Origin of the sequence: Pueribacillus theae, assembly GCF_003097615.1 — a bacterium.
In the GTDB taxonomy this organism is placed as follows: domain Bacteria; phylum Bacillota; class Bacilli; order Bacillales; family UBA6769; genus Pueribacillus; species Pueribacillus theae.
The window spans coordinates 56,499-75,187 of record NZ_QCZG01000006.1; the positions used below are offsets into that span (position 1 = coordinate 56,499).

The 18,689-nt window shown below is 36.7% G+C and carries 18 protein-coding genes; 7 read left to right on the forward strand and 11 right to left on the reverse strand.

Going from position 1 to position 18,689, the window contains the following annotated elements:
• Positions 1-86: 86 nt before the first annotated feature.
• Positions 87-1,265 carry a BMQ_0737 family morphogenetic spore coat protein gene (locus DCC39_RS04545; protein ID WP_116553700.1) on the reverse strand — a complete coding sequence of 393 codons (1,179 nt, stop codon included), beginning with the start codon at positions 1,263-1,265 and terminating at the stop codon, positions 87-89.
• 108 nt (positions 1,266-1,373) lie between these two features.
• On the opposite strand from DCC39_RS04545, the gene DCC39_RS04550 reads away from it, so the two are divergent.
• Positions 1,374-2,174 (forward strand): hypothetical protein, encoded by an 801-nt coding sequence (locus tag DCC39_RS04550; RefSeq protein ID WP_116553701.1) that lies wholly within the window; start codon positions 1,374-1,376, stop codon positions 2,172-2,174.
• Positions 2,175-2,566: 392 nt separating this feature from the next.
• Here the strand turns inward: DCC39_RS04550 and cysC are convergent, their stop codons facing one another.
• Positions 2,567-3,181: an adenylyl-sulfate kinase gene (gene cysC, locus DCC39_RS04555; RefSeq protein WP_116553753.1), complete on the reverse strand. Its 615-nt coding sequence runs from the start codon at positions 3,179-3,181 to the stop codon at positions 2,567-2,569.
• A 209-nt stretch (positions 3,182-3,390) separates the two neighbouring features.
• On the opposite strand from cysC, the gene DCC39_RS04560 reads away from it, so the two are divergent.
• From DCC39_RS04560 to DCC39_RS04570, 3 genes are all read left to right on the forward strand, one after another.
• Positions 3,391-4,296 carry an NAD-dependent epimerase/dehydratase family protein gene (locus tag DCC39_RS04560; RefSeq protein ID WP_116553702.1) on the forward strand — a complete coding sequence of 302 codons (906 nt, stop codon included), beginning with the start codon at positions 3,391-3,393 and terminating at the stop codon, positions 4,294-4,296.
• Between the two features lie 22 nt (positions 4,297-4,318).
• The gene (locus DCC39_RS04565; protein ID WP_116553703.1) at positions 4,319-5,401 is read left to right on the forward strand and encodes a glycosyltransferase family 4 protein; all 1,083 of its coding nucleotides are present in this window, start codon (positions 4,319-4,321) and stop codon (positions 5,399-5,401) included.
• Positions 5,402-5,465: 64 nt separating this feature from the next.
• Positions 5,466-6,434, forward strand: coding sequence for a hypothetical protein (locus tag DCC39_RS04570; RefSeq protein ID WP_116553704.1), 969 nt, complete (start codon positions 5,466-5,468; stop codon positions 6,432-6,434).
• Between the two features lie 108 nt (positions 6,435-6,542).
• On the opposite strand, the gene DCC39_RS04575 is transcribed toward DCC39_RS04570, so the two are convergent.
• Positions 6,543-7,256 (reverse strand): glycosyltransferase, encoded by a 714-nt coding sequence (locus DCC39_RS04575; RefSeq protein WP_116553705.1) that lies wholly within the window; start codon positions 7,254-7,256, stop codon positions 6,543-6,545.
• A gap of 124 nt (positions 7,257-7,380) precedes the next feature.
• Here DCC39_RS04575 and DCC39_RS04580 point away from each other — a divergent pair, with 124 nt between their 5' ends.
• A complete protein-coding gene (locus DCC39_RS04580) occupies positions 7,381-8,616 on the forward strand; it encodes a glycosyltransferase family 4 protein (protein ID WP_116553706.1) in 1,236 nt (411 codons plus the stop codon).
• A gap of 7 nt (positions 8,617-8,623) precedes the next feature.
• Here DCC39_RS04580 and DCC39_RS04585 read toward each other — a convergent pair whose 3' ends face one another.
• Genes DCC39_RS04585 through wecB form a run of 5 tightly spaced genes read right to left on the reverse strand, consistent with a single transcriptional unit; the run spans position 8,624 to position 13,166 of the window.
• On the reverse strand, positions 8,624-9,364 hold the full coding sequence (locus DCC39_RS04585) for a glycosyltransferase (RefSeq protein WP_116553707.1): 741 nt from the start codon (positions 9,362-9,364) through the stop codon (positions 8,624-8,626).
• A gap of 21 nt (positions 9,365-9,385) precedes the next feature.
• Positions 9,386-10,270 carry an NAD-dependent epimerase/dehydratase family protein gene (locus tag DCC39_RS04590; protein WP_116553708.1) on the reverse strand — a complete coding sequence of 295 codons (885 nt, stop codon included), beginning with the start codon at positions 10,268-10,270 and terminating at the stop codon, positions 9,386-9,388.
• Positions 10,260-11,093, reverse strand: a complete 834-nt coding sequence (locus tag DCC39_RS04595; RefSeq protein WP_116553709.1) for a dTDP-4-dehydrorhamnose reductase family protein — start codon at positions 11,091-11,093, stop codon at positions 10,260-10,262. The genes DCC39_RS04590 and DCC39_RS04595 overlap by 11 nt, the downstream gene beginning before the upstream one ends.
• The gene (locus DCC39_RS04600) at positions 11,090-12,079 is read right to left on the reverse strand and encodes a polysaccharide biosynthesis protein (protein WP_116553710.1); all 990 of its coding nucleotides are present in this window, start codon (positions 12,077-12,079) and stop codon (positions 11,090-11,092) included. The genes DCC39_RS04595 and DCC39_RS04600 overlap by 4 nt, the downstream gene beginning before the upstream one ends.
• Positions 12,072-13,166, reverse strand: coding sequence for a non-hydrolyzing UDP-N-acetylglucosamine 2-epimerase (gene wecB / locus DCC39_RS04605; RefSeq protein ID WP_116553711.1), 1,095 nt, complete (start codon positions 13,164-13,166; stop codon positions 12,072-12,074). Before wecB ends, DCC39_RS04600 begins: the two co-directional genes overlap by 8 nt.
• Positions 13,167-13,683: 517 nt before the next feature.
• On the opposite strand from wecB, the gene DCC39_RS04615 reads away from it, so the two are divergent.
• Positions 13,684-13,932, forward strand: coding sequence for a hypothetical protein (locus DCC39_RS04615; RefSeq protein WP_116553713.1), 249 nt, complete (start codon positions 13,684-13,686; stop codon positions 13,930-13,932).
• A 97-nt stretch (positions 13,933-14,029) separates the two neighbouring features.
• Positions 14,030-14,305 (forward strand): hypothetical protein, encoded by a 276-nt coding sequence (locus DCC39_RS04620; protein WP_116553714.1) that lies wholly within the window; start codon positions 14,030-14,032, stop codon positions 14,303-14,305.
• A gap of 53 nt (positions 14,306-14,358) precedes the next feature.
• Here DCC39_RS04620 and cls read toward each other — a convergent pair whose 3' ends face one another.
• The 3 genes from cls to mecA form a co-directional block, all read right to left on the reverse strand.
• Complete coding sequence (gene cls / locus DCC39_RS04625; RefSeq protein ID WP_116553715.1) at positions 14,359-15,870, reverse strand: cardiolipin synthase; 1,512 nt, start codon at positions 15,868-15,870, stop codon at positions 14,359-14,361.
• A gap of 731 nt (positions 15,871-16,601) precedes the next feature.
• Positions 16,602-17,723 carry an IS110 family RNA-guided transposase gene (locus tag DCC39_RS04630; RefSeq protein ID WP_116553716.1) on the reverse strand — a complete coding sequence of 374 codons (1,122 nt, stop codon included), beginning with the start codon at positions 17,721-17,723 and terminating at the stop codon, positions 16,602-16,604.
• A 224-nt stretch (positions 17,724-17,947) separates the two neighbouring features.
• A complete protein-coding gene (gene mecA, locus DCC39_RS04635; protein ID WP_116553717.1) occupies positions 17,948-18,634 on the reverse strand; it encodes an adaptor protein MecA in 687 nt (228 codons plus the stop codon).
• Positions 18,635-18,689 lie beyond the last annotated feature (55 nt).

The following is an 18,689-nucleotide window of genomic DNA, read 5'->3' on the forward strand; positions in this document are numbered from 1 at the left end:
TTAAATTTATGCTTTATGCATAAAAACGGATGGCATAACCGGTTTCCCTTTTATGCCATCCTGATTTATTCCTTTACTTTTCATGTTTAAGGAGCTTTTTTATATTTCAAATCTTGAAATGTTACACAATCTTCGACTCTAATTTTACCTTCAGTCACGTCTACAATTCCTGAATCGAATTCTTTCTTGCCCCACCTGTCGAAGAGTTGAATTTGGAATTGATCTCCTTCTGGGCTATCTACTAACGCAAGATTAAAGTCTAACATTCTGTCTTTATTCGTACGTCCTGACCCGCTTATTTTTAAGATTAATCCATCACCATGGCAAGGTTCACATACTAATGTAGATTGGTCAAAATCGATTGCCTTAAAAGAGACATCCTTCAAACCATCGGAAGTATCTGTATCATCGAATGTCATTGAAAATTCGCTGTCAACTAAGCTGCAGTTCGGACAGATGTCGGCAAAAATACCAATCCTTCCATGTTCTGTCGCATCGTGAGGAGTTATCCCGCTTGCTTCCGCTTCTGCTGAACAATCACAGTTTTGTCGAGGAAAAATATCTGGGCATTGTTCAGGAAACACAATTTCTGGGCACTGTTCGCCAAGTTCAGGAGCCTCAATGTCGTTTTCTCTTGGAGAACAGAATTTAGCGAGAACTTCAAGCTTCACCTCTGCCTCTACTTGAATATCGACACAGAATGTGACGTGAAGTTTAAATGATCTTGGGCAAGGCGAATTTAACAGAACGGTACCAGAAGGAATTTTGCAAAATACCTTCGTTACCTTACAGAACAATTCTGTCCCGTCAGGATAACATAGGATGAAAGGTTCAAACACTGATGCATTGCAGTTTAACGATGTAACTTCCTTACCGTGGCGATCAATAACACTCACCTTTATATCCGCAGTAAACAAGAGATCGACAAGCTGGGCATCTGTGAATCTACCGTTTACCGGTACGGTCACATCTCGTTTTTCACCGACTTGCTCACAATGTACACCGGAATCACAATGATCTTCTTTAAAATGCAATCCAATTAAATGTCCGGTTTCGGGTACATCGCAAACAATTCGAAGCGGCCGTCGGCTGGGGTCTTCCATCGCATGCTCTATTTTTTTGAGTTGTTCTGGCGTAAAGTGAACGATTTGATCGACTGTCAGCGCATCTGTAACCCAGTCATAAACCTTCTGAACCCTGATGCATTCATCTTGAAGGCTGTTCGAATCTACCGGATATTGTTTTCGGTAATGACTGTGGCTCATTCATTTCATTCCTTTCTTTATCATGATAGGATAATTCACTACATACTATGGAAATAGAGGGATGAATGTAACAACGGTATATGCCCATTTCTCAAGGGGGAGTTTTTCATGAACCCAATTTTGTATCGTAATCACGTGATTTGTTACCTTAAAGAAAGTGAATTGGATGCGCTCAGCGTGCTCGCCCCCTATTGGGGTTTACTGTTTAATAAGCAAGAGCTCTTCATTGAACCCGGTCTTTCTTCGCAAACAATCTGTATAAAAAACATGCAAAAAAAAGAACAAGATCATTTAGCAGACATCCTTGCCCACACCCATATCCATTTTGTAGAAAGTGAAAGTGATTTACTATTAGAAATTTCTGAAAGGAATGAAAGGCATCTGCCTCCAATTTCATTGGCTTCAGGAAACCTGACATACCGATTAAAATACGCCAATAACGTTGGACGGGATTTACAGCGAATGATTCATCAAAACATATGGCTCCCTGTTCGAAATCCGCTACTAACCCTTACATTTAACAACGTTGGGTTAGACGAACAAAAAGAAATCATTTCGTATCTTGTTATCCAATTTTTTTTACGAGACCAAATGAAGCCCATTTCACATGTTCCATTTGATGTATATTCATCACTTATCGAAAAGGCAATGCGACCGATTAATCCTCATTTTTCATTATTGCAAGAAAAATTAAACAAGAAGATTTGGCCTGAAATTCCACCGGAAATTGCCCAAAATCAGGAGGAACAGAACCCATCAGTTGATCGGCATATTCTTCATGAACAAAAACCTACACCATTCAACCCTTTTAAAAATCATTCGCCGTCCCAAAGTAAACAAATCAATCCTTTTCAATCAACCAAAAACAAACAGTCATCAACGATTAATCCTTTTAAAAGAAAAAATTAAACAAATACACAGGAATAACGATCATCGAATACTATACAAGTATATTCTAACGAAATAAGAGGTGATATTTTGAAAAAATCGGAATTACAAGCCTTATATAGAGAAGTAAAAGAGAAAAGGCGGGCAAGGCCTTCTACATCCTTATTTGATCTCCCCAAAAGTAAAGGATGTAAAAGCTGTGGAAGGGTTACTTGGAGGCCGACAAGATAAAGAAATTTAGAAAAGAGCTACTTTCTTTCTTGAATTGTTAGGGAAAAGAAGACAGACTTTCATGAGTTTACGAAAGAAGAAAACGAAGAAAAAATTTGCTCCGCCTACATGATGTAACAGAAATCATAAACAACTTCAAATGAAACGGGAGAAATACGCCTTTGTATTTCTCCACCCACCCCTTAGCAATGAGTTAGGATATAATTCCTTTGCTGGAGATAGGAAACAATTTCTCTTACATTTTCTTCTATAGTCAATTGGTGTGTATCTACTATGATATCCGGGTTTTGAGGAGGTTCATAAGGGGATGAAATACCAGTAAAATCTTTTATTTTTCCAATTCGCGCCAATTTATACAACCCTTTTGGATCCCTTTGTTCACAAATTTCTAGTGGACATTTTACATATATTTCTATAAATTCATTATGATGGAACATACTTCGTACTTTTTTCCTTTCCTCTTCAAAGGGAGAAATAAAAGCTGTTAAGACAATACACCCTGCATCAACAAACAGCTTCGCCACTTCACCTACTCGTCTTATATTTTCTTTTCTGTCACTGCTGGAAAACGATAAATCAGCATTTAAACCACGTCTTATATTGTCACCATCAAGCAAATAGGTAGAAAGCCCACATTTGTGTAACTTCATTTCTAAGGCATTAGCGAGCGTAGATTTACCCGATCCCGATAAACCTGTAAACCATAGAACAAAGCTTTTATGTCCATTGAGTTTTTCCCTGTTTTGTTTTTTTACAGTTTGGTCATGCCAATGAATATGCTGTTCACTCAAAAACATCACTTCCATTTTTTGATAATTCAAACAAAGAGGTAATAACTCCTTTCATTCAATGTATGAATCGAAAATTTCCTTGGTGTTAGATAGAGGACTTCATTTAACAAAAAAGTAGTAAAAGCTGATAGGCCATTTGTTCGTTGAAAAAACTAAATTGAAACCTCTCCTTTCATAAAACATACGATATGAAAAATATCAAAGGAGAAGGATTTATGAAAGCTATCGTAACTGGAGGGGCTGGCTTTATTGGTTCGCATCTTGTTGAAGAGCTTATCAATAACGGTGCAGAAGTGCATGTGCTAGACAACCTAACATCGGGTGATTTGCACAATATACACTCAAGTACTGTTGTTCACATTGAAGACATTCGAAGTGAAAAGGCAAAAGAAATTATTTTACGTGAAAAACCAGATGCCCTATTCCACTTGGCTGCTCAGGCAGATGTAGAACGATCTATCCGTAATCCGCGAGATGATGCAGATGTTAATATTAACGGAACAATCAATGTGCTTCAGGCAGGTCACGAAGCATCTGTAAAGAAGGTAATTTTCTCTTCTACCTCTGCAGTATACGGAAGTTTACAAAAAGAGCTGATATCTGAAGATGACTTGGCCATCCCCATTTCCTATTACGGTTTATCTAAATTAACTGCTGAAGCGTATATCCGTTTATTTAGTCAGTTGTATGGAATTTCCTATACGATTCTCCGTTATGGAAATGTTTATGGGCCAAGACAATTAGCAAAAGGAGAAGGTGGTGTGATCGCGGTTTTTTTAGATAAAATTAAAAATAAAAGTCCTTTAATTATTTACGGGGATGGTGAGCAAACACGTGATTTTGTCTACGTGAAAGATGTTGTTCAAGCAAACTTATTTGCTATCAATCGGGGAAACCAGAAAACCATTCACATCAGCACGGCACAGAGCACATCGATTAATCACCTGTTAAAAATGCTAAAACAAATTCATCGCTCAGAAATTGATACCGTCTTTAAACCCGCAAGAATAGGCGATATTAAACATAGCTGCCTTGATAATAGGAGGGCACATCAATTACTGAAATGGCATCCGAAGTTTGACATTTTTAAAGGATTAAAGGAAACCTATCATACCCTTTAGAAAGTCTCTAAGGAGGACATGAATGAATATACTTTTTGTTTATTACGTACCAAGTGGTGGTGTTGAGACATTAAACCGGCAAAGGAGTATTGCACTTAAAAAATATAACATTAATGCTCATTTCCTTTATTATGAAAAAAAGAGAAATTTAATTAATGATCACAACGCTTCAACGTTTATAACAAATGATAACACTAAAATAAAAAAAATCTTAGAGGATGGAAATTATCAAGCTGTCATCATTGTTTCGGATTTCAAAGCATTGCCCCGATTTAGGAAGTTGGGTTACCAAGGAAAGATGATCATTGAAATTCAGGGATATGGGCCGAAAGATGTAGCAAGGAAAGTATTTAAGAATGCCAAACCATTTGTTGAAAAGTATGCTGATGGACTACTAAATCCAAATACCCCTCACATTATACAATTATTCGATGAACTATATCCTTCAATTCCAAAGTTTAGTTTCAATAATTGTTTTGATACTAGTCATTTTTCTTACAGAGCATTACAAAAAGAAAGTGTTCCAATCATTGCCTGGATTGGCCGAATTGAAGATAACAAGAACTGGAGAGAATTTCTGCATATCGGTTATCAACTGATCAACCAATACAATTCCAATATAAAGTTATGTATGTTTGAAGACCCCAGTTTAAGTCATCCTCAAGAAAGAGTTGAGTTCAGGAAATTAATAAAACAACTAAATTTGGAAAGGAGCATAACTATCCGCCAAAATGTCCCTCATTCTGAAATGGCTAATCATTTCTCCATCATCGGCGATTCGGGTGGATTCCTATGTTCCACATCTAAGGTAGAAGGAGCCCCTTACTCCCTTCTTGAAGCGATGAGTTGCAAATGCCCCGTGTTGACGACAGATTCTGACGGTGTAAGAAGTTCCATTATTCATAATCAAACCGGGAAATATTACACATTAGGCAATGTAGGTGAAGCAGTCAAAGAAGCAAAAGAATTAATGTCGAATCATCAACTAAGAGAAAATATCCGTCGAAATGCCTTTGAACATGTGAAATCCCACTTTAATCCAGACTTGTATTGCCGTAACTTTATTAAAATGCTTACAACTTTGGGAATAAAATATAAACCATAAATCAGCAAAAATTGAACTGGTACAATGGACAAAATTATTTGATTCATGAAAGAAGGTGTGATGTTTGAAATTTTACGTTGTTGGAGCCCAACAAAAGAATCAGGTTCTTAAAGACTGGGAACAATATAAAAAAGGGATTATTTTAGAAGTCGATTCCGCAAATAAAACCGTTGAAAAACGTTTGGATTATGTTTCGCCTGCAGACGTTTGTCCAGCAGTAAACCCTTCCATTTCTTTTACGGCTGCAACAGTAGATAACAATCATTTGTATGTTGGTACACAAACAGAAGTATTGACTTATTCACTTCCTTCCTTCAGAAGAGTGGGTTACCTCTCTCTTCCGTGTTTTAATGATATTCATCATGTACGTCCAACAAACAAGGGAAACTTATTAATTGTAAATACCGGTTTAGACATGGTACTAGAAGTCTCGCCTAAAGGTGAAATTTTAAATGTATGGAATGTGTTGGGGAAAGATCCTTGGGAACGTTTTTCCAAAACAATTGATTACCGAAAAGTCCCGACAACAAAACCACACGAGTCTCATCCTAATTATGTATTTAACATTGGAAATGATATTTGGGCAACCCGTTGCCATCAGAAGGATGCAGTATGTTTATCGAAACCGGGACAGAGAATAAAAATCGGTCGTGAACTTGTTCATGATGGTGTTGTTTACGGTGGAAAAATTTATTTTACTCAAGTAGACGGACACATCGTGCTTGCTGATAGTAACAACCTTAAAGTTTTAAAAGTGCATAATTTAAAAAAGATGACGAATACTGATCATCCTTTAGGTTGGTGTCGAGGGATAAAAGTAGTAAATGATCATAAGGTGATCGTAGGATTTACGAGAGTTAGGCCGTCAAAAATTGTAACTGCTGATGGGAAGGAACAGTGGAAAGGAGGATATGGTGTTCTGCCTACAAGAATTTCTTGTTATGATTTAAAAAATGAAACATTATTGTGGGAGCAATCTCTTGAAAACGAAGGTATGAATGCCGTTTACTCCATCCATAGTAAAGTAATATAACTAGCAGTAAGACCCCCAGCTTTGGCTGTTTTGGAAGGGGGTCTTACTCAGTTAATGCGGGATAAAAAAGGAGGAAGGCAGTTTCTTTAGATCCCTCCTTCTTTTTATTTAACTTAAGCGCTCAATTTTTTGATTTAACATGGCTTCATATTTTTTACTTACCATCTGTTTTTCAACTTGAAGCGCTTCTTGAAATTTAAGCGTACCCATGTCAGTATGATAGCGAGATAGAAGTAATGGCTGATTCAAGAAATGGAAGTCTTCATGCTGTAAAACACGTAACCACATCTCATAATCCTGTGTAAATTTTAGTTTCTCATCAAATAAACCAACCTTATCAAACAACTCCATTCTTATGATTACTGTACAACCATTAATATGGCATTTGTTCTTCAAATAACGGTAAAATTCTTTTTTATCAACAATGATCTTACCTAAATTTTTTCTGATGATTTTTGATTGGTCATTAATAACATGGTAGTTCGTATAGGAGATTTTCGCTTGGTGTTTTTGCATAAAGTCCATTTGGATTTGGGTTTTATTGTTCATAAATCGATCATCTGAACTCAACCACGAAAAATAATCTCCAGTCGCAACCTTAATACCAGCATTTAAAGCGCTTGCCGTACCACCATTTGGTTTTTCAACATATTTAATTCGGTTTAAAAAAGGTTTTATTTTTTCTGTATATTTTGTGGAGCCATCATTAACAACAATTACCTCTTTATTTACATAGGTTTGGTTTAAAGCACTTTTAATCGCTTGCTGAACATATTGGCAATTGTAAAAAGGGATGATAATCGACACTTTCGGAAATTCCACTTTATATTCCTCCCTGCTGCCTTATACTTTTGTTACATTGAAAAACCTTTCAGACATCTTGGATAACATCTATACGGATGTAAACATATAGTAAAAGTGACAAATAAGGAAAGGTTAGAAAAAGATGAAAATCTTACTTGCGTCATATTACCCACTACCTTCATTGGGAGGTATATGGACGTTTGTTTCACAATTAAAAAACCAACTTGAAAGCTGTGGACATACAGTCGATATTTTCAGTCTTAATTCAGAAAGCGGGAACTATCGTATTATCGGAGAACAAGAAATGGACAGAAGACAACTTCAACTTAACCAGAGAAAACGACCTAGAAAACAAGTTATTCCTTTTAAACAACAAAAAGATGGTAATTCATTGATGTTAAATGTTGAGGCAAATTGTTATTATATGGAATTATCGGCTTTAAATTATAGTTTGGAACAATATGATATCATACACGCACAAGACGTTATTGCTGCAAATGTAATAAGCAAAATAAAACCGAAATCAATTCCTTTAGTATTAAGTGCCCATGGTTATTTATCAGGGGCAATATTCTACCATCTAAAAAATCAGTATCGGAACTTTAATGATAACCAAATTAAAAATTTATCTGAATACAAGTATCACAATTCCTTAGAAAAGGAAGGATATCGCTCTAGTGATCTGATTCATACCCAGTCGAAATGGATGTTTAATAAGCTCATTAACGAATTTTCTGTTTCACCTCAAAAACTGAGAACTTTTCCTTACGCTATCGACATAAAACAGCTTTTAAATAAAACCGAAGCAAAATCCGCTATTTCAAAGCCTAAAGATAAAAAGGTTATCCTTTATTCTGGCCGGCTTGTATATTTAAAAGGCATCCATCATCTGATAGATGCGCTTGGACAATTAAAGAAACACAGAAATGATTGGGTATGTTGGATTCTCGGTGAAGGGGATTTAAAAAAAGAACTTCAACTCCAATGCCAAAGATTAGGTATTGCAAATCAGGTTGAATTTTTAGGAACGAAGAATAATGTATTGGATTATCTTAAACAAGCTGATCTATTTGTACTTCCAAGTTTGCAAGATACACAGCCCCATTCGGTGATGGAAGCTCAAGTAGCTGGTGTTCCTGTCATCGTGAGCAATGCAGCCGGGTTACCAGAGATGGTTACTAACGGCGAAACAGGGTTTATTGCATCTGTAGGAGATAGTCAACAATTATTTAGAGAAATGAATTATCTTCTTAATAATGATCCGATTAGAGAACGATTGGCAAGCCGTGCAAAAGAATGGGGAGAAAATCATTGGTCATTAACTAAATTGGCTAACAATACGCTTGAAATGTATAAGCAAGCAAAAAATATTCTTTAAAAACCGCTTATTCCCCCTTTTGGGGAAATAAGCTTCGCTTTTTTTCTAGATCAATCATTTGCTTCAAAGTATTTCGGTATTTTTTACGGATTTGCGTTTCTTCCATTAACAATTCTTTCTTATGCTGGATTGTCCCCATATTGGGATGAATTCGATATTGAATAATCGGCTTATTAAGAAAGTGAAAATGATAATGTTGTACAATTCGTAGCCACATATCATAATCCTGAACATAAAATAGCGATTCATCAAACAAACCGCAACGGTTGAACACTTCTTTTTTGGCCATGACTGTACATCCATTAATAAGACATTGCCGTTTCATTACTTTAAGAAAAACCAACCGCTTAGAAACTCCCGTACTTGGCATAAAAGGTCTTGTTATTTTCCCTTCCCCATTAATTAACACAAAACCACCATAGCTAATGTCAGCATTTCGATTGTGCATAAAAGCTAGTTGATCAGCCGTTTTATTCGGATAAAATATATCATCGGAGCTCAACCATGCAATATATTCGCCTGTTGCGTTTTGTATGCCGGTATTTAGCGCTGAAGCTGTACCACCATTTGGTTTTTCGATCAGTTTAATTTTTTCTTTATAAGGTTCAATTTTTTCGGTAAATTTCGTAGACCCGTCGTTAACAACAATCACTTCAATATTCGAATAGGTTTGATTTAATGCACTTTCAATCGCTTGATCAACATACTCACAATTATAAAAAGGGATAATAATCGATACTTTATCCATCTGATAGCCCTCTCAGTTGAATCAACTGTTTTGTCTGTAAAAATTTAAAGTATCCAACAATGATTTTCTTAAGGATATTGTTGGCTTCCAACCAATTTTAAAAAGCTTCTCGTTATTTAAAGCAGGGACTGTCAATTGGGCAGACTGATGTTGAATATTTACCAGAAAAGGTAAATAAGCCATTTCTTGATAATGTTTTACGATTGTCTTTATAGATACAAATTCTCCAGTACCCATTTCGTAACATTCTCCACTATTTCCTTTCTGTAATACAACGTCATACCCTTTCACAGCATCGCGAACATCAAGAAAATCTCTTTTTATATCTGGATTAGTTATTGTAACGGTTGCGGATTGATTTCTTTTTTCCATGTTTGCAATTTTTTCTGCAAATAGCGCGCATACACCATTAGAAAAACCTGGACCAATTAAATTTGTTGGCTTTACTGTGACAATATGCAATCCAAACAATTCAGCCCATTTTCTCGCCACCCAACTTTGAAATGTTTTACTTAATCCATACGGATGAGACGCAGGATGATCTTCTTTCAATACATCTTCAAGTGCTGATCCGACAACCACTGTTTTTGCTTTAGGCTGATGAATCCTTATGGCTTCAAGCACATGTAAGGCAGCTAGAAGGTTCACATCAAATGTAGCTAATGGATCTCCCCATGATGTGTTAACAGCGTTTTGTCCAGCTAAATGCAGTACATAATCTGGCTTTACAAATTCCATGATATGAAACACTTCTTCTCTTCTTGTTAAATCCACTTTTAACATTTGATCATTTGCATTTTTTCTTGATGTACCAACTACTTTATATCCTTTTTCTTTAAAATATTGAACGGCATGTACGCCAGTAAAACCGGTTGCACCTGTTATAAGAATTTTTTTATTCTCCACCGCTACCCATCCATTCTTTTAACTGCAAAAGCATCTTATCGTAATCAGATACCTCATAACTAAAATCCGTTCGGGTGTTTATCAATGTGCGGTTTAAAACAGGTGTTTCAGAAGGCAAGATCGTTACATCATTTTTATGAAAGATGGTTTGGATTTTTTTTAATAGAGTATATTTTGAAATGGTTGTTGGGGCAGTTAAGTGATAAAGTCCAGCAGTTTGCTGTTCAATCAAGGAATGGATAGCTTTAGCTAGTTCCAGCGTAGTTACACCATTCCAAAGAACATTTTTATATCCTAAAATTTGTCCTTGTTGCTTCATAAACCAATGAAACAATCCGATTCCATTTTCTTTTAACTCTGGGCCGATGATCGATGTGCGAATGGTTAAATGATTCGTGTCGGTCAATTCTCCTAGTATTTTGCTTTTCGCATAAACCGATTGGCCATCAGGTTTATCATTTTCACTATAATTTCCGCTTACTCCTAAAAAGACACAATCGGTACTAATTTGAATGACTTTTGCGTCATTCTTATCAGCCCATTCAACAAGTCGATGTGGAAATAGTCCGTTTACAAGGAAGGCTAATTTTGGATCGTTTTCTGCATATTGGTTTAAAATACCCGTGCAATTAATAATGATATCTGGTTTCACCTGATTAAGGGTTTTTCTGACTTTTTCATTATCTAAAACATCTAGTTGATAATGGTTCGAATCCGACTCATATCTCGAACTTGTATAAACGAATAAATCAGTCTTTCTTTTTAAATAATTGGCAATCATATGTCCTGCCATTCCTTGACTACCAAATAAAAACACTATCATGGAATGAACTTCCCTTTTTTAAGCATTTCTTTGATTTCTTCTTTGGACATCAAGTAATCACTTGACTTATAGCTAGTCAAGTTCGCTTGTTCATATTTCCGATAATGGTCGTTCAATCCTTTTATATGAATAAAGGGCAATATGACATAATAGTTAGAATCATAGGTGACAGTATTTTGACTTTCATATTCCGAAAAAAGAATTTCATGCAGCTTCTCTCCTGGCCTTATTCCTAATTCTTCCATTTCAATCTCTTTTACGTTATGGTTTTCTGCCAATACTTCCGCAAGGTCTACGATATGACATGCAGGCATTTTCATAACAAATATTTCGCCTCCCTTGCTATCTTCAGCAGCTTTAAATAAAAGAGAGATGGCATCTTCAAGATTTAAAAAGAAACGGGTCATCTCCTTGTGAGTGATCGTAATTTTTTCCCGTTCTTTTATTTGCTTCTTAAAGATGTGGATGACGCTTCCATTCGAGCCAAGCACATTTCCAGCACGTATACAAACAAATTTTGTATTTGCACCCAAAATATTTGCATGGATTGCCAATTTTTCTCCGATTGACTTTGTAAACCCATAGAAATTAGACGGATTTGCTGCTTTATCCGTTGATACATAGATAACTTTTTTCACTTGGTTTGCAATCGCACCATCAATCACATTTTGTGTACCATGTACATTCGTTTTTAGCGCTTCATATGGTTGTTCTTCACATACGGTTACATGCTTTAATGCCGCTAAATGAAAAATAATATCAACATTTTCGCAAGCTTTGAAAACAGAATTTTGTTCTTTTACATCACCAATGATAAATGTTAAACGGGGATCTGATTCGAATGTTCGTTTCATTGTGACTTGATTATTTTCGTTTCTTGAAAAGATACGAATTTCTTTTGGATTTTTCTTTAGTAGTTGCTTGACTAATTCATATCCCCAAGAACCGGTTCCCCCTGTTACTAAAATGATTTTATTTTCAAACAACACCAATTCCTCCTAACAATAATTTCAAAACTTTGTCGGATACATCTGGATCTGTATACCCTTCTGGACAAGTCCAGCCGGTCTGCCTATTTATCATCACATTGACGGCATTAAATATTTGATCCGATTGGATTCCAGAAAGTATATTACTTCCACATTCAATCGTTTCCGGCCGCTCTGTTGTCGTTCGAATCGTGACAGCCGGCACTTGAAAAATACAGCACTCCTCCTGTACGGTCCCGCTGTCTGTTAAAACGAGTGAGGCATTCTTTTCAAGTTGTACAAAATCAAAAAAGCCAAATGGCTCATGAAATTCAATGAAAGGAGAAAGGTTATCAGGAATGGACTGGTCTAATTTTGATGCGGTGCGAGGGTGAAGACTGCAAATAATACGTTTTTTGTAAGTGTCCGCCACCTTGTTTAACCCATTCATAATCCCAACTAAGCGCTTCCGATTATCAACATTTTCAGCGCGATGTGTCGTGACAAGGATATAGTCTTTCGATACAAGGTGAAGATCTTCTAAAATCGTATTATTTTTGATTTGGTCAGAATAATGATTCAACACTTCGTAGATCGGATTTCCAGTTACATAGATTCTATTCTTAGGAATCCCTTCGCGTAGAAGGTTTTCTTTACTATTTTGCGTATATGGAAGATTGATAGAAGAAACGGCATCAATGACCTTTCGATTCACTTCTTCCGGGACATTCAGGTCAAAACAACGATTTCCGGCTTCCATATGAAAGACAGGAATTCCCATTCTTTCTGCCAAAATAGCTCCCAATCCACTATTTGTATCTCCCAAAACTAAAACTTTGTCTGGTTTTTCTTTATGGAAGACCTTCTCAAGACCACTAAACATGGTGGAAAGCTGTTCTCCCAATGACACCTGTTTTTTTTTCGACAACACATAATTTGGTTTTCGCAATTTCAGTTGTTCAAAAAAGATATTGCTTAAAGAAGGAGTGAAGTTTTGTCCGGTATGCACCAAAATATGTTTATCAGCCAACTGATCCAATTTCTTTATAATTAAACTCAAACGAATGATTTCAGGTCTTGTTCCGAGGACCGTTACAATGTTCATGTCTTGCTCCCTTCATTCATTGTCTGTTTTACTTATACAATCTATGATGCTTAGCCGAAAACCGTAATGGATAGCATCCTATAAATGAAAATTTGGCAACTATCCTTAGCCATTTTCTAGGGGTTTATTGGCTCTTGCCTTCTTCTGAACGTGTGAACGAAAGGGGGGTGCGTTCTTCACTAGACAATGTTGTGTTGCCATCCCAGCAATGAGGGCTTGCTTGGCGCGCGCACTTAAAATAAAAGCGGGGGAAGAAAAATTATTTTTCCTCCCCCACTTTGCTGTAAAGAAATTTTTCGAATTCTCTGCCATTCACTTTGGACAGGATAAGATTTTGTACCCATGTTTTTATTTTTTAACCACTTTCTCTAAGAAGGATATTTTTATTTGGGAACGATCTCGGCCAAAATTTATTAAAATTGCTTTACTTGAAAATCAACTTTTTACCGAGACGATTTGTCCAACCAACGTTTTTATTTATACATAGCATATTAGTAACATAGAAAGGAGGGAAAACATGAGCAACCGGGAATTTTACTGGTCACATTGCGAACGTGAAGAAGAAGAAGCTACAGAAAATGAAAACAGAAACAAATTAAGTGACAAAAATGTTAATATCGCCAAAGTATTTAAAAGCGGGAACAGCTATGTAGATATTAGAGTGGATGATAAAGTATTCCAAGCACAAGAGCATGATGAAGAGGAAGAGGAACACGCAGAGGAGCAGGAACGTAGGCGCCATCGGAAACACAGAGACTGCTGTTAAAGATGTATTCCCTCATTGCAAAAAAAGATTGTTGTTGAAGGATACAAACATCTTGTTTGTATCCTTGTTTATATCTTTTTTCGAAAGGAGATTATTTATGGATAATGAATTAAAATCAGCCATCCAACATAGCGGTAATTCCGATGTTGATATTGAGATCAACATCGACACTGTTTCAATGGCTTATATGTATGCATGTTCTCTTCTTGCGACAGATCGAATTGATGAGCATCAATTTAACCGAATGATTGAACAATACCATCGTTTAATGAAAAACCATCATCATGACAAAAGAACGCCTGTAAGAGAGAGAGCAGAAGATGAGCGAACAAAGGTTAAATTATTAAGGCCAAGCAGAAGATTAAGCCGATAAATCGAGGCTTATCAAGGAATTAGCGTGATAAAACATTGAAATCCCCGCTTCTATTAAAGAAGTGGGGATAATAGTCTAGACATTGATTCGATGACTCTTTCCACTAATGAACGGGATTTAAAGTCATCAAGATGAATTTCTTTTGATTCATTCATATCATTTAAAAAATCTGAGACAAGCCTTTCTGTACTTCTCGTCCGATACAAAAAGGCATTCACTTCAAAATTTAAGTGAAAGCTGCGCATGTCCATATTTGATGTCCCGATTGAAGCTAGCTCCCCATCAACAATCATCACTTTACTATGCAAAAATCCCTTTTGGTATTCGAAAATTCGAACTCCGGCTTCCATTAATTCGGGATAGTACGACCTGGAAGCGTAAAAAACAATTTTTTTATCTGGACTTGATGGAACAAGCAATCTTACATCAATCCCTGATAATGAAGCAATTTTAAGCGCGCTTAATATATCCTCATCAGGAATAAAATATGGTGATGTAATCCAAATGGATTTTCTCGCAGCCATAATCATCGAGAAAAAAAGATTTTTGATGACTTCCCATTCATTGTCAGGGCCGCCCGCCACCATTTGCACGCCGCTTAATTTTAATGTATTTAACATTTCTGCAGTGGTATATTTTTCTGATAACAATTTCTCATTTGTCATATAGTACCAATCTTTAATAAAGATAAGCTGCAAGCTTCGTACAATCTCTCCTCTAACGAAAAGGTGTGTATCACGCCAATATCCGAAATAATTATCCTTTCCTAAATATTCGTCCCCAATATTCAATCCTCCCATAAACCCGTACTTTCCGTCGATGACGATGATTTTACGGTGGTTTCTAAAGTTAATTTTGTTGTTAAAGAAAGGGAATACCACAGGAAAGAATGGGGTCATTTTTACACCTGCACGCCGAAGTTCTTCGATGTATTTGCTCGAAAGTCTCCAGCTTCCTACCGCATCATATAAAAAGCGAACCTCTACTCCTTTTTTCGCTTTTTCAATTAATGTATTTTTAATTAAAGTTCCGATTTGATCATTTCTGACGATGTAATATTCAAGGTGGATATAACTTTCAGCAAGATGAAGGTATTCCAAAATTTTGGCAAATGTCTGTTCCCCATCTGTCAGTACTTCAGTTTCACTTTGAAAAGAGATGGGTGATTTCGCCAAATTGTGTGCAAGCTGAAACAAAAGCTGGTGATCGTCTCCCATTTTTGAAAGCATTTTTTCGTTCAATATTTTTGTCTCTTGTATCTCAGTAAACGTTTGCTCATCTTGGATTGCTTTTTGTTTAAACATGCGTTTTTTGCGATAATTTCGACCGATTAAAAAGTAAAAGGCAAAGCCAACTATCGGAAATAAAATTAATACGATGAGCCAAGTGATTGTAGTGGATGGATGGCGATTTTCCAAAAAAATTAAAATGGCGATAAAAAGTGCGCAAACACTTATAAGGATGTTTGTAATGTTTGGGATTGTTTGTCCAAGTAAGTTTTTCGAAAAAATAGAAATGAGGATAATCACAAGTAAAATCAATAATATTTGCAAATGATTTTTCATTCATTAACCCCTTTAATAAAAAAAGCAATCTTCCTTTTACTTTATCAAACACTGTGTGAAAAGTCATGGCAAGATGAGAACTTGTCCCCCATCGCATTTAAAGTGCCTTTTTGAACAACCCCTGTGAAAATAAAGAAAACTCGCCGATTGGCGAGCCTTAAAAGGCGAAGACAGAGGCGTAGTTGCCCTGATATGAACGAAACTGTCAAGCTCCCCACATGTCTTTGTTTTGGGCTTGGTTTTTTGGCAACTCTAAGAAGAGAAGCTTATTACGGCTTCTTTTCTTTTTCAGCTAGTTTTATCTTAATAAAGTTAAGGGATTTCCTTCTCAGCTTATTGACTTCTCCTCAATCCCTAGATTGACGGTCAAGTGTTTTCCTTGACGGGCAATCTAGGGATTGAGATACTTTTTTGAGCTGAGAAACAACATACCCCTCCTTTTATTACCAAAAGTTAAGCGCACGGCTCGAAGGCAAAAATTCTCTACAGCGGTTAGCACTCTGATATTCGTGGGTCCTCACATTTTATCTTTCCGTCTAAAGGAGCTTCCACTAACTTATAACGTGCGTTAGTCTTTTAAAACATAGCACAAGGGCAACTCGTGGGTTCTCCTTTCCGGTTTTCACCTTTGCCTTCCAGCCCTATTCTTACCCTTTTTATTTTTTTATTGATTAAACACATAAGCATTAAGCATTCTTCTTCAACGAGTAAGATGTATCAAATACACTTTTTTATATTGCTTGATACTTCGTTTTTTTCTCAATTTCTTGTGTAATTGCCCAAATAAAACCTGCTAACTCCCTTGCAATGGCAGTAATAGCTTTTCCAGCAACTTTTCCGCGGGATAGTAAACGAAAATATTTTTTGTGCAATCGCGTTTGAGCCTTCCATGATATGCTTAGTATTGTTGGCGGGTGTCCTTTTTGCCTTCTTTTCAGCTCTCCTTTAACTGCGGGCTGGTATCGATAACTCCAAGCAGACTCTACCAGCAGTCTACGTACATGACGATTTCCGGTTTTGGTTATCTTACCTTGATGTCTTACTTCACCACTTGAATACTCGCTTGGCACAAGTCCTGCGTAGGCCATCAGTTGCTGTGGAGAGGCAAATCGTTTAAACGACCCAATTTCTGCTACTAAACTGGTTGCTGTTATGATGGCTACACCTCGTAATGTTTGAAGAGCTTGAATCATTGGAGCGTGTACACCTTCCGTTGCCTGTCGTTCGATCTCTTCTTCTAGTCGCTTTAATCGCTGCTCTATCTCAGTTAATTGGTGCATATATTCTTCATACACGATTCTTGATGTTGAATGTTCAAACTTCAGCGTATTTAACCAATCATAATATTTTCTTGTCCACTTTTTAACACCTTTAGGCGGTCGGATATCATGCCGTAAGAGAAACTTTGTTAAACGATGTTTCGCACGTAATTCATCTTCTTTCACATCTTCGCGGGCACGAACTAAATCTCTAAGTGCTTCATCTTCTTCTGCAGGTACATACACAGGGGTTAACTCTCCAGCCCGGTATAGTTGTGCGAGGCGAATGGCATCCCTTCGATCGGTTTTTATACGTTGACCTGGTTTCTGTGGAATGAGGGATGGTGCAATGACATCACATTCTATGCCTAGACTCGATAGTAATCGGTATAATCCATATCCTGTTGGGCCTGCTTCATAACATATGCGAAGTTGTTGTGGATCACCTAATTGTTTTACTAGGTTCTTAATTGCCTCAACAGTATGGGGGATCATGCCTACATATCTTGGAATACCACGCCCTTCATCTGCAACAGCTACTGCAATTTTTTCTTTTGACACGTCTAAACCTACGTATTTTATGGTATCCTTCATATTACTGGCTCCTTTCGTAATGTAGCTCTGATTTGGCTATCTAGATTTTTCAATAAATCAGTTTAACCAAGTTAACCTACGATGTTACGAGCAGGGAGCCAGTTTCGTTCATGATAACTTATACTTTGGACTTAAAATTTGCTGCTACGTCAACTTTTCTACTTTGCTGCAAATTTATCCTTTCCTAACGTGTAAAAAACCGCACAAATAGAATGTGCGGCCAATTATGCTTGAGGGAAGTAGCTTCTCAGTTGTTGCAATGCTGTTTTTTCCATAAGGAGCTTTCCATATTCCCGGACACGGTGGATCGTTATTTTGGATTTTATTCCGAATTCAAGAACGACGCTTAATTGATCCAACATTTCGTTTGCAGCATCTTCATCAAAAGTAATATACATGTAGTAAATGTCGTCTAAAACGTACAAATCGCTCGTCAGGTTTTCAACATACATATCGTGGGCCAAATGGATAACATCTTCGAAGTCTTTAAATTTAATTAAATAACTTCGCTCTTTTTTTGCTGCGTTATTTTTCAATTGCCCATCATCTTTTTGATTCTCAGCAGAATCGGGTTCAAGATTGCCACTCGTCTCATCAGCTTGATATTCGATCGAGATTTCAGCTTCCTCATTATCTGATATAGGCAATTCAAGTTTAGAGCCGTCATGGGATAACTTCGCTTTTGTTACAATAATTTCAAGCCCTTTTTCAAAAGCTTGCACTTGAATCCATAAAGGTCCGTCCATTTCAAATTCGCCTTCATTGGCTGCTTCGTCCATCATTTCCCAAAACAGTTCTTCTCCTCTTTCCCGATCATACCAAATTTCTTCTCGATCAAAACCTCTATCTTCAATATCCCCATAAGAGATAAAAAATTTTACTGTATATTCATTTACTCTTTCGATTTCCATTTCAATTCCTCTCCCTTCTACCCCCTTGCTCGGAAGGAAAGTATTCCGAGTTTTT